Source organism: uncultured Faecalibacterium sp., from assembly GCF_900066275.1.
Classification (GTDB): domain Bacteria; phylum Bacillota; class Clostridia; order Oscillospirales; family Ruminococcaceae; genus Faecalibacterium; species Faecalibacterium taiwanense.
In genome coordinates, this window is the sequence record NZ_FMFG01000023.1 from 1 (window position 1) to 12,934 (window position 12,934).

Below are 12,934 nucleotides of genomic sequence, written 5' to 3' on the forward strand. Positions count from 1 at the left end.
CTACACGCTGCTGGAACGCTGCGGCTTTGAGCCTGCCGGGTGGTTCGACAAGGACGATTTTCAGGCAATCTACAATTTTTCCACCCCGGATAGTGTTTACGCCCTCGGCGCAGCCGTCAGCGACATGAGCCGGGAGGTCTTACGCCAAATTGAACGCACCGTTAAAACAACCATTCGCCGCAGAAACAACGAAAGGAGCCAATATGAATATGAACAGCAGGAACGTGACCTACTCGACCGTCGGGGACTACCAGCTCCCGAACCTGACTTTGACCCAGCCCCGGAAGCCGCTGGGCAAATACGGCAGGCTGCGCCGGACGTACCTGAAAGACCATCGCCCAGTGCTGTACAACACGATGCTCCTGAACGGGAGCCTGTACCCGCACCTGATGGAGGTGGAGCAGACGGCAGAGAGCCGGATGCAGCAGACCATGGCGCAACTTCTGAAACAGAACCCGGCCCCGGACAAGGAGCAGAATCAGATGGCATGGGTGCAGCACATGAACAGCCTGAAAGCGCAAGCCGAGGAACTGGTGCTGACGGAGCTGATCTACAGCTAAGTTTTCTGGATGCTGTCCTCCCCACCGAAGCCCAGCAAATCGAAAAGATTGACCGAGCGGAGAGCGAAAAAACGCCCTCCGCTTTTGTTTTGTCGCAGGCTGAAATCGAGAACGAACTGCGTAAGCATGGTTCTGGGTTTACAGGTGGCAAGCAACGCATTATGGCACTGTACCAGACCCAGCCTGACCGAAAACTCCGTGCCAAGGCGTTGGCAAAGGAGTACGGCATCGGTGGGCATTCCCACGATTTTCTGGACGGAAGCCGGGGCTTTGTGAATCACGACTGGAAGGGTCTGGAATTTGACCATTACCCCGACCACCAAAAAATCACCCTGAAATGGGCGCAGGTGGAAAAGTATATCGACCTGATGATCCAGTCCGACCGCTACCTGACGGATGAAGAAAAGGAGCAGTGTACCACTGTACAGGAAGAAAACGGCTACAAAGTCGGTGACGATGTAATGGTTGATTTGCCCACTGGAACCATCGAGGGCACCATTGGCTATATCGGCGAAACGGATGTTCGCATCGACACCAGTGCACACGGACAGTCGTGGGATAACGAAGTTATCAACAAACGACAATTCGAGGACGGTCTGCGGCAGAATGAACCTAGCCGGCGTGTGGATGAAATGCTGGAGCAGGTAGAAACCATCTACAAGGAATCCGAGGTGCCGGAATATGAGCGTTTTTCTGTCCGCGAAGTGGTCGGAGGTACGTCCCAGCTTTTTGCTATCTGGGATGATCTCAATGAGGGCTACTATGCAAATGATAACGGAATGGCGCAATTTACAGACAAGGAGCAGGCCGAATCCTATTGCACCGCTTTGAAAAAAGAGACGGATGAACGAACCGCCGCCGATTGGCTTGCAGTGGAAAAGGCAAAGTTTTTGGCAGAAAATGAACCTGTTCCCGCTCTCCCCAAAGAGCGTGATTACCGTGTGGGCGATACAATCCGTCTGGACGGTAAGGATTTTACGGTCGAAACTGTCGGAACTCTGAACATCCAGCTTCGTGACCCGGATGAGGTCTATCCGGTTGCCCGCTCGGAAAGCAAGGAAAATCTGGAACGGCTGCTGCGCCAGCCGGGCAACATCCATCTGCACAACCTGACGGTCAATCTCACTCCTGCGCATGAGCCGGACGAGGACAAACCGCCACTTACGGACGAAGAATTGGACGAACTGCCCATCTCTAACGTAATGGACGGAAAAGTGCAGACCTTCCCAGATGCTGCTGCCTTGGATGAAGCTCTGAATGCTGAACCTGCGCCGGAGCCTGCCGGAAATTTCCACATCACGGACGACCATCTGGGCGAGGGCGGCGCAAAGCAAAAGTACGCGAGAAATATCGAAGCCATCCGCACCCTGTTCAAGCTGGAAGATGAACACCGGGGTGCCACCGCTGAGGAACAGCAGGTGCTTTCCCAGTATGTGGGCTGGGGCGGTCTGGCGGATGCCTTTGACCCCGGAAAAGATAGTTGGGCAAAGGAATATGCAGAGTTGAAAGGGCTGCTCTCCGAAGATGAGTACGCCGCCGCCCGTTCCAGCACCCTGAACGCCCACTACACCTCCCCGGTAGTGATTCGCTCTATTTATGATGCGGTCGAAAAAATGGGCTTCCAGTCTGGCAACATTCTGGAGCCGTCCATGGGCGCAGGCAATTTTTTTGGAATGCTACCCACCAGCATGGCAGACAGCCGCCTGTATGGTGTAGAACTGGACAGCATCACCGGGCGCATTGCGAAAAAACTGTATCCGCAGGCTGACATTACTGTGGCTGGCTTTGAGACCACCGACCGCCGTGATTTTTATGACCTCGCTGTCGGCAACGTGCCCTTTGGTCAATACAGAGTCAACGACAAGGCGTACAACAAACTTGGTTTTAGCATCCACAATTATTTCTTTGCAAAAGCCATCGACCAAGTGCGTCCGGGCGGCATCGTTGCCTTTGTCACATCTCGCTACACCATGGACAGCAAGGACAGCACCGCTCGCAAACACATGGCAGAGCGTGCCGATTTGCTGGGGGCCATTCGTCTGCCCAACAACGCTTTCCGTGCCAACGCTGGTACGGATGTTGTCAGCGACATTATCTTCCTGCAGAAGCGTGACCGCCCCATCGACCACGAGCCGGACTGGGTGCAGCTTGGCAAGACCGAGGATGGCTTTGCCATCAACCAGTATTTCGCAGACCATCCGGAGATGGTTCTGGGCGTACTCTCCACCGAAAGCACCCAGTATGGACGAGAGGAATTGACCGTTGCTCCCATCGATGGTGCAAACCTTGCAGACCAGCTTGCCGAGGCGGTACAGCATATTGAGGGGCAATACACCGAAGTTGAGGTAGAAACACCAGATATTGCGGATTCCGAAAATGAGAAGCACATTCTCCCGGCTGACCCGGATGTAAAAAACTTCTCCTATATCGTAGTGGACGGCGAAGTGTTCTACCGGGAAAATTCCGTGATGACACAGGTGGAACTGTCCGACACCGCCAAGGGGCGTGTCACCGGCATGGTGGAACTGCGGCAGATCGTCAATGAATTGATTCAGCAGCAGTTGGAGGATTACCCAGATGCCGACATCAAGGCAACACAGGAGCGTTTGAACGCCGCCTACGATGCCTTTACCGCCAAATATGGCTTGCTGAACGACCGCAGAAATGGGCGGCTGTTTGAGCAGGATTCTTCCTACTATCTGCTGTGTTCGCTGGAAAATCTGGACGAGCAGGGGCAGCTTAAATCCAAGGCAGCGATGTTCACCAAGCGCACCATTCGCCCGGAGCGCACCGTCACCAGCGTGGACACCCCCAGCGAAGCGTTGGCGGTATCTATTGGTGAGCATGGCAAAGTGGACTTGCCCTATATGGCAGAACTGCTGGGCACTCCCGGTGAGTATGGGCGCATTACCACCGAACTTTCCGGTGTGATCTTCAAAGACCCTGCCGCCGACCCCACCGACCCGGAAGCAGGCTGGCAGATGGCAGACGAGTACCTGTCCGGCAATGTCCGGTCAAAGCTGCGGATGGCGCAGTTTGCCGCCGAGACCAACCCGGAATTTGCCGTCAATGTGGAGGCGCTGACCAAGGCGCAGCCCAGAGAGTTGGAAGCCTCCGAAATTGATGTGCGCTTGGGTGCCACATGGCTGGACCCGGATATTATCCAGAAGTTTATGACTGAGACCTTCCAGATCCCCTACTATCTGCGCCATGCGGTCAAGGTGAGATATTCTCCGTATACCGCCGAGTGGCGTGTGGAGGGCAAGACCGCCACCGGGCGGAGTGACATTATTTCCTCCGAGACCTACGGCACTAGCAGAGCCAACGCCTATAAAATTTTGGAAGAAACTCTGAACCTGAAAGATGTCCGCATCTACGACACCATCGAGGATGCCGAGGGCAAGCCAAAACGTGTGCTGAACAAGCGAGAGACCATGCTGGCGCAGCAAAAGCAACAGGTCATCAAGGATGCTTTTGCCAACTGGGTCTGGCAAGACCCCCAGCGGCGCATTGCGCTGGTGAAGCAGTACAACGAGCTGTTCAACTCTACCCGCCCCCGTGAGTATGACGGAAGCCACATCAAATTCGTGGGCATGAACCCGGAGATCACCCTCCGGGAACACCAGCGCAACGCCATTGCCCATGTGCTTTATGGCGGTAATACGTTGCTTGCACACGAAGTTGGTGCGGGCAAGACCTATGAAATGGCTGCGTCTGCTATGGAAGCCAAACGGCTGGGACTGTGCCAGAAAAGTCTTTTTGTGGTGCCCAACCATTTGACGGAACAGTGGGCAAGCGAGTTTCTGAACCTCTACCCCAACGCCAAATTGCTGGTGGCACGGCGCAAGGACTTTGAGACCGCCAACCGCAAAAAATTCTGCGCCCGCATCGCCACCGGCGACTATGATGCCGTCATCATCGGCCATTCGCAGTTTGAGCGCATTCCGCTGTCCTTTGAGCGGCAGGAGCGTATCATTCAGGAGCAAATTTATGAAACGCTTGCCGCCATCAATGAGCTGAAAGTCCACGCAGGCGAGAAGTTCTCCATCAAGCAGATGGAAAAGACACGGAAAACGCTGGAAACCAAGCTGGAAAAACTGCGCTCCGATGAGCGCAAGGACGATGTAGTTACCTTCGAGCAGTTGGGTGTTGACCGTCTGTTTGTGGACGAGTCACACGCGTTCAAAAATTTGTTCGTCACGACAAAAATGCGAAATGTCGCAGGATTATCTACAAGCGAAGCGCAGAAATCCAGCGATATGTTCGGCAAGTGCCGCTATCTGGACGAGATCACCGGAGGCCGCGGCGTGGTGTTCGCCACAGGGACGCCCGTGAGCAACTCCATGACCGAGCTGTACACGGTCATGCGGTATTTGCAGTACAGCGCCTTGCAGCAGAAAAAACTGACCCACTTTGACTGCTGGGCATCTACCTTTGGCGAGACCACCACCGCCATCGAACTTGCCCCGGAAGGCACAGGCTATCGGGCGAGAACGAGATTTGCCAAGTTCTTCAATCTGCCGGAGTTGATGTCCATGTTCAAGGAGGTTGCGGACATTAAAACCAGCGACCAGCTGCATCTACCGGTGCCGGAAGCAAAGTTTGAAACCGTGGTGGCGAAACCCTCGGAAATCCAAAAGGAAATGGTGCAAGAACTGAGCAAACGTGCCGCAGAAATCCACTCCGGTGCAGTGGATGCTTCCGTGGACAATATGCTCTGCGTCACCAACGATGGCAGAAAAATCGGCTTGGACGTGCGCCTGATGAACCCCATGCTGCCGGACGACCCCAACAGCAAACTGAACGTATGCGTTCAGAACGTGCTGAAGATCTGGGAGGAAGGCAAAGACCAGAAGCTGACCCAACTTTTGTTCTGCGACCTCTCCACCCCGAAAAATGACGGCAACTTTAACGTGTACGAGGATATTCGCAAAAAGCTGATCGCTGCCGGTGTGCCGGAGAACGAAATCGAGTTTATCCACAACGCAGACACCGAAGCGAAAAAGGCTGCACTGTTCTCGAAAGTGCGCTCTGGCGATGTGCGCGTCCTGCTGGGCAGTACGGCAAAAATGGGCGCAGGAACCAATGTGCAGCAGCGTCTTGTGGCAGTGCATCATCTGGATGTCGGCTGGAAACCCAGTGATATGACCCAGCGCAATGGTCGCATCATCCGGCAGGGCAACATGAACAAGGAAGTCAAGGTGTTCAATTACGTCACCGAAGGCACATTTGATTCGTACCTCTTTCAGACCCTTGAGAATAAACAGCGATTCATCTCGCAAATTATGACTTCCAAATCCCCGGTGCGTTCCTGCGATGATGTGGACGAACAAGCATTGTCTTATGCAGAGATCAAGGCGTTGTGTGCCGGAAATCCGCTCATCAAGGAGAAGATGGACTTGGACGTTCAGGTCGCCAAGCTGAAGGTGCTGAAAGCCGACCATCAGAGCCAGAAGTTCCGTTTGGAAGATAAGCTGTTGACGAAGTTCCCGGCTGACATTCAGGAAACGAACGCCCACATTGCCGGGTTGAAAGCGGACGCACAGCTTGCCGCCGCCCACCCGCAGGGCAAGGAGGAGTTTTGCGGCATGGTCATTAAGGGTGTTGCCTACGACGAGAAAAAGACCGCCGGCGAGCGTCTGGTGCTTGCCTGTTCGGAGTTGCCCAACGCCGAGGAAAAAGTCATTGGCAGCTACCGGGGCTTTGAACTGTCCCTGCGGTTCGATACCTTCCGCAGCGAGTATCAGGCACTTTTGAAGGGGCAGCGGAAGTATACGGTGTCTTTGGGCACCGACCCGCTGGGCAACATTATCCGCCTGGATAATTCGCTGAACAGCTTCCCGGAGCGCATCACCGCCGCAGAGAACGAGCTGGCTACCCTGCATCAACAGCAGGCAGCAGCACAAATCGAGGTGGAAAAGCCCTTCCCACAGGAGGAAGAACTGGCAGAGAAATCTGCACGGCTTGCAGAGCTGAACGCCCAGTTGGATGTGGACGAGAAAAATCACGAGCCGGAACAGGACGAGGAAGAACAGGAGGGTGCCCCTCGCCGCCCCTCGGTGCTGGCGGCACTGGAAGAAAAGTCGGATAAGCCGGAGCCGGTGAAGCCCTTCCGCAGTTATTACGACAAGGATGGTGATGCCCGGTGAGCGACCGCCGCGACCAGCAACTCCATTTCCGAGTCAGCAAGCCGGAGTTGGAACGGATTCGGAACAAAATGGAATCCAGCGGCATTCTAAGCATTGGCTCCTATCTACGAAAAATGGCGCTGGACGGATATTGCCTGCATTTGGATCTGCCGCAGCTGCGCCGCATGGCGTATCTTTTGCAGATGTGCAGCAACAACCTGAACCAGTACGCCAAACGTGCCAACGAGTGCGGCAAAATCTATGACGCCGACATGGAGGACTTGCGCACCCGGCTGGATGAACTCATCAGCATCGGCAAGCAGATTCTTTCCCGGCTGGCAGAACTTTAAAACTTTCCCCGCAGTTGGAGGGCTGCGGGGTACATACAACGCTTGACATCCTTGCAACACAATTGTTGATACCTTTATAATAAAGGCGGAAAGGTTGGTGTTCGATATGATGTTTGTGCTGAAGAAAATTGCTCTTTTTCCTATTTCGCTTTTCGTTGCTTTTCTGGCTCTGATGGCAAAATGGCTGCTCACCTTGTCCAGCTATGTGGTCGCTCCGCTGATGCTCTACATCTTTGGCTGTGGCATCTACACCGCCTACCGCCAGACTTGGGATCAGTTTTTCATTCTGCTGGTGGCGGAGTTTATTTGCTTCGTCCTCTTTTTCGGTGCAACTGCCATCATAGAGGGCATTGGACGTTTCAGTGAATGGCTTTCAGAACTGTAAGAAGTACTTTTATCTTTGCCGCCTTCGGGCGGCTTTTTTGTTTGGACGCTGCGAACGCTACAAGTGGCTCAAGTATTCGTTAGCAAAGTGGCTCAAGTATTGGCTGTCACACGGGGGTGATTCAGAATGGCTGCAACACGTTTGATCGCGCTGCACAAAAACAAAGGCAAGTCGGTTGCGGCCTGCCTGAAAAGCCGCACGGACTATGCGAAGAATCCTGACAAAACGAACAAGGGAGAGCTGGTCAGCAGCTACGAGTGTAGCCCTTTGACCGCAGACGAAGAATTTATGCTTTCCAAGCGGCAATACGAACTTGCCACAGGACGCAGGCAGAAAAATGATGTGATCGCCTATCAGATACGGCAATCTTTCCGCCCCGGTGAGATCACCGCCGAGGAAGCCAACAAGGTGGGCTACGAACTGGCAATGCGCTTCACCAAGGGCAAATATGCGTTTATCGTTGCCACTCACACGGATAGGGAACACATCCACAACCACATTATTTATAACTCCACTGCGCTGGATGGAACACGAAAGTTTCGGGATTTTTTACTGTCCGGGCTGGCTGTGCAGCGGGTAAGTGATCTGATCTGCTTAGAACATCAGCTCTCTGTCATTGAGATAAAGCCTTACCGGGAGCGGCAGAAGCGCACACTCTACCCGCCCAGGGAAAGCAACCGTGACCGGCTATGTAGTGTGATCGACGGCATTTTGGCTGAAAAGCCCAAGGATTACGAGGATTTTCTGCAAAAGCTGGAACAGCAAGGCTATGAGGTCAAACGCGGGAAGTACACCTCCGTCAAGGGCGCACGGCAGAAACGATTCATCCGGTTCCGCACTCTGGGGGCAGGGTACAGCGAGGAAGAATTGAAAGCTGTCCTTGCCGGAGAAGCGGAACATCGGCCTCGGCAAAAGAGTCCGGCACCGGAGCAAAAATTTCAGATGCTGGTGGACATTCAGGCAAAACTGGCCGAGGGAAAAGGCGCGGGCTTTGCCCGCTGGGCAAAGCAGCACAACTTAAAAGAAATGTCCCGGACGCTGGTTTTCTTGCAGGAAAACAAAATCGGCAGCATCGAGGAAATGCAGGAGCGTGTGGACGTTGCCACTGCCCGTTATCATGAACTGGGCGATTCCATTAAAGCGTCAGAGAAGCGGCTGGCAGAAATCGCGGTGCTGAAAGCACACATCATCAACTATGCCAAGACGCGTCCGGTCTATGACGCCTACCGCAAGAACGGATACAGCAAACGCTTTCTGGAAACGCACCGCACGGAGATCACGCTGCACAAGGCAGCGAAAGCGGCATTTGATGAATCCAATTTGAAAAAGCTCCCCAAGGTCAAGGAGTTGGACGCGGAATATTCCAAACTGCTGACAGAAAAGAAAGCACGCTACCCGGACTACCGCAAAGCGAAAGAAGAAATGCAGGAGCTTCTTCGAGCGCAGAAAAATATTGAGCTTTTCTTCGATGAGGAAAAGAATCCAAAGCAAACCGAACATTCCAGATAAACAATACGACCCTGAGAACTTTGCCGCTTATCCGGCAGGGTTCTCAGGGCCTTTTTTGCTTATTGCTCAGTCTGTACTCAGAGCTGCATTTCCTGTATTTTCAATTTGTTTAGCAATCATGCGTTCCAGTTCCTGCGTGATCGTTGCACAATTTGCAACACGGTAATTCCAGAAATAAGAAACACCTTCGCACTCTTCCACGGACAAATCGCTGTTGACCAAAAGCAATCTTTCTGATGTCACGTTCAGCTTTTCGCACAGAGAAGCATATTTTCCATAATCAATGCTTCGGCTGGAGGATTTGGCTTCTACCCAGAAAAATTTTCCATTGATGGAGAACACGACATCCAGCTCATGCGTGCTCCCTACGGATGCCGTTTCTGAAAGAACCACATTGGAGCAAACCGAAACTTCTGCGCCCTGCTCCTCCTGATAGTGGTTCAGAATCTGCTGAACCTGATGCTCTACAAAAAGCTCCAGCCACTTTCCGCTCAAAAAATGCCGGACGGTTTCATTTTGCGCAAGTTCATAGACGATATTCTGCGGATAGATCACAATGGCTGCAAAAAGTCCCATTTTGTCCCACGTCTGAGCAATCTCTGAAAGTGTGGCGAACGATTTTGGGGACGTACCCTTTGGGATACGGAACGAAAAAGAGCCGTCGCTCTGCATATGTGTTCGGATAAACTGCAAGAAATCCACCACCACCGGGTCGCAAAGAGCCTCGCCTGTTTTCCATGCCATCCGCTGAACAGCAATCGGTGGAAGTTTTTCCGGCACGATCTGCTGAACGATTCTATACCCACAGCGTTCCAGATGCTCCAATGCGGTCAAAGGCTTCTGGATTTTTGCTTTGACTTCGGGCTTTTCTGCTCCGGATGTATTCTCGGCCAGATAGTTGAACTTCCATCCGTATTCCCAAGCAGGCGAACGGGTCAGTACTCCGACCGCATGAAATCCGCTGTCATGCTCCTCCATCGGAAAAGTAATCTTGTTCTTATGGATATTGATTTGGAGCGTTTTGCTTTTTAGTGCTTTCTGATAAGCGTCAAGAAAAAATTCCTTTCCCTTATACGCCAGCTCACTGGAATTATTTGCAGAAAGACCAGCATTTTTTGCCAAAGAGAGGAGCAGACAATTCGCTTTGGGCAGCTCAAGGATATGTTCCATCTGCGCACCGTCCGGAATATTTGCATTATCGGACTGCGACGATTCGTCTACCGGAATCTCCTTTGCTGGTGCAGAAACTTCGGGTGTCATTTTTGAAGCAGTCTCAGACTTTCCTGACTTGGGCAAAGGCTTGGGCTCCGTGTAAACTTCCGCAATGAATGATTCATAGGAATCGATGCACGGAAGTTTTCCTGCCGCTGCAAGTCCTACATAGATTGCAGCCGCCCGCGAGGAATCGCCATAATATTTTTTTGAATCTGCTGCGGCAGCAATATCAGAAAAGGCATTATATCTGCTCAACTGCGCAGCCTTTTTCGGGAACTGCTTCAACGCACGGCAGTAGAGCCACTCAAAAAATGAATCAGGGTACGGCTCTATCGGATACTCACTTCCTTCCAGAGAGTAGCGTAGCAACTTTCCATTGGTTCGCAGCCGAGTATCCTTATGGACTTTGGGTGGCTCACAGGTCAGAAGGTCAACGAATGGCCCACCCTGTTCAAATACCTTGGCGGCTTCAAAAACCGTGCTGATGGGCACATCCTGCGCAACAGAATCCAGACGCAGCAGAAGCCGCAGAGAAGAAACAGCCTCCCCCTCCGGTTGAACGGATGCAGAGCTGACTTCCAGAATCGAAACATTTGGGTCTGTCGTATGGACAGCATCATGGACGGCACGGATATTCTGCCGCTTGCTGCCTTTTATCCATGTGAATGTCACTGGCTGTTCTTTGCAGTAGGGATAGCCGGATATGGGAAAACAAATGGTTCGTGTTGCCATGAACACCTCCAACTTTTTAGAACAAACAGGTTTATGTAAATCAAGTATAGCACAATTCCGGATGTGCTGCATAGCACTATTTTCTGCTTCCAGGAAGCCATCTGTGCAAAAAGTGCCGATACCACAGGCATCGGCACTCAGATCAAAAAAGCATTTTGCAAAAATACGCAGCCTGCATCCACCGGATGCAGAACACAAGGGGTTTGGGCACAGCCCAACAAGCATTTTGAATTTAGATTTTGAAAAATCCGATTCAAAAATCGCAAGTTGGTACCAGCTTGCACTGCTTGCTGGTACAATGTCATCGATGAAACAAAAATAGTTTCATCAAAGACGGTTATATGGTTGTGCCGATTTCCAAAACATAGTAATATTGAAGTACTAACTGGGGCTGAAAGTGGCAAAACTGCTTGCTTGGTTTCCATTCAGGAATTACTAACAGCGTAGACCGTCCGTTCGCTTCGTAAAAGATTCAATGTTTTGATTGGTTGGGTCGGCACAACCGTTACCCGTGTCAACAACGCGCCTGTTACTTTTGCGAAGAAGCGAAACTGCCCTGAAAGGAGAGGTGTATATGAGTTATTGTCCGGTAGCTGGAATTGATGTCAGCAAACGATTCAGTGATATGTGCATTTTGTCGCCAGACAACAAAATCTTTGCGCAAGAAAAGATTTATCACGACGAAACATCGATAAATCGAGCGAACGCCCTACTCCAAAAGGCTGAGCGGCTTTTTTTCAGGAAGCCTGTTATTGTGATGGAGTCCACTTCACACTACCATTTGATCCTCTTTCAATTTTTCTCAGAGCATGGATATGACGTGATCGTGGTGAATCCACTTCAAAGCAATTCGATGAAGGACTTCTCTATCAGAAAGAGGAAAACCGATCGTGTGGATGCCTTCAAACTGGCAATGATGTATCGAACAAAGACATTGCGTCCTTCCCAAATTCCTCAAACGGCAACGCGTGCGCTACGCCAGCTCTGCAGACATCGTGCGGAATTGTTGAACGACGTTTCGAGTTATAAAAACCGATTAACAGCCCTTTTGGATCAGACCTTTCCGGGCTATGATAAGGTCTTTTCCGATGTGGGAGGCGTCACTTCTTGCGCTGTGCTTGTACGTTTTCCAACGCCGACCATTTTGCTTGTGGAGGAAGAATCAGAACTGGTTGAAGTGATTGCTTCTGCAAGCAAGTCTGGTTATAGTTTTGCTAAAAAGAAAGCTGGATTGCTAATCTCCGCAGCACAAAAAGCACAGGCATGGGGGATTCATTCATGTGCCGATGAGACACTCATTGTGTGTACCATTCAAATGCTTCGTACATTGTCCGAGAGTGTGCTTCAAATAGAAACCGCAATAGATAATTTGCTGGCTCAGATAAAAGAAATGCGAAATAACGTTTCTTTACTGCAAAGCATCCCTGGTATTGGTAGTCATTCGGCAGCCCTTTTACTAGGAGAAATCGGAGATATCTCGTTGTTCAAAAAGCCGAAACAGCTTGCAGCATATTTTGGTTTAGACCCAACAGAGCGGCAATCCGGATCATTCAGAGGAACAAAGAACAAGCTCTCAAAACGTGGCTCTCCCTATGCAAGAGCTGCACTTCACATGGGAGTGGTTAATTCGATTTGTAAGCGCGGAAAGGACTCTGCAGCGAACCCCGTACTGCTCAGTTATTATGAAAAGAAATGTAAAAACAAACCGGCAAAGGTTGCTCAAGCAGCGTCAATGCACAAACTGGTCTTTATAGTCTTTGCAGTCTTGCGTGACCAGAAGCCCTTCGAACTGAAAACGCCAGAGCAGCATGCTGTTGAACAGGGATTTGTAAAAGCAGCCTGAAGTTTTTAAGAGATTCAAGCCCTGAAACAAACACAGGGCCTTATTTGGTATGCGAAAAATTCGAATTTGGCATCTTTCACTGCCCTTGTTCTTTACTTGGTGTAAGCGATGGCAGGGCTATAAGTGATGAATACCGAACTCAAACCGTTCGATTTCGTTCTTATTGGCTACCTGTGCTATTGACTTTGCTTAATTGGTCTACGGCTATGAAC

At 51.4% G+C, this 12,934-nt stretch carries 8 protein-coding genes; 7 read left to right on the forward strand and 1 reads right to left on the reverse strand.

The window, feature by feature from the left end; genetic code table 11:
- The first annotated feature begins 203 nt into the window (after positions 1–203).
- The 5 genes from QZL71_RS08655 (at position 204) to QZL71_RS08675 (ending at position 8,932) form a co-directional block, all read left to right on the forward strand.
- The gene (locus QZL71_RS08655) at positions 204–560 is read left to right on the forward strand and encodes a TnpV protein (protein WP_223474153.1); all 357 of its coding nucleotides are present in this window, start codon (positions 204–206) and stop codon (positions 558–560) included.
- A gap of 161 nt (positions 561–721) precedes the next feature.
- Positions 722–6,709: a DEAD/DEAH box helicase family protein gene (locus QZL71_RS08660; protein WP_294648500.1), complete on the forward strand. Its 5,988-nt coding sequence runs from the start codon at positions 722–724 to the stop codon at positions 6,707–6,709.
- A complete protein-coding gene (locus QZL71_RS08665; protein WP_294648501.1) occupies positions 6,706–7,038 on the forward strand; it encodes a plasmid mobilization protein in 333 nt (110 codons plus the stop codon). Before QZL71_RS08660 ends, QZL71_RS08665 begins: the two co-directional genes overlap by 4 nt.
- A 106-nt stretch (positions 7,039–7,144) precedes the next feature.
- Entirely contained in the window at positions 7,145–7,423 is a 279-nt protein-coding gene (locus tag QZL71_RS08670; protein WP_294648517.1) for a hypothetical protein, read from the forward strand.
- 126 nt (positions 7,424–7,549) lie between these two features.
- Positions 7,550–8,932, forward strand: coding sequence for a relaxase/mobilization nuclease domain-containing protein (locus tag QZL71_RS08675; RefSeq protein ID WP_294648502.1), 1,383 nt, complete (start codon positions 7,550–7,552; stop codon positions 8,930–8,932).
- A 66-nt stretch (positions 8,933–8,998) separates the two neighbouring features.
- Here QZL71_RS08675 and QZL71_RS08680 read toward each other — a convergent pair whose 3' ends face one another.
- On the reverse strand, positions 8,999–10,879 hold the full coding sequence (locus tag QZL71_RS08680; RefSeq protein ID WP_294648503.1) for a DarT1-associated NADAR antitoxin family protein: 1,881 nt from the start codon (positions 10,877–10,879) through the stop codon (positions 8,999–9,001).
- Between QZL71_RS08680 and QZL71_RS08685 the strand changes: the two genes are divergently transcribed.
- On the forward strand, positions 10,851–11,201 hold the full coding sequence (locus QZL71_RS08685; protein ID WP_177974937.1) for a hypothetical protein: 351 nt from the start codon (positions 10,851–10,853) through the stop codon (positions 11,199–11,201). The two genes, QZL71_RS08680 and QZL71_RS08685, sit on opposite strands and share 29 nt — an antisense overlap.
- A 252-nt stretch (positions 11,202–11,453) precedes the next feature.
- Positions 11,454–12,722: an IS110 family transposase gene (locus tag QZL71_RS08690; protein WP_294648504.1), complete on the forward strand. Its 1,269-nt coding sequence runs from the start codon at positions 11,454–11,456 to the stop codon at positions 12,720–12,722.
- The last annotated feature ends 212 nt before the right edge of the window (positions 12,723–12,934 follow it).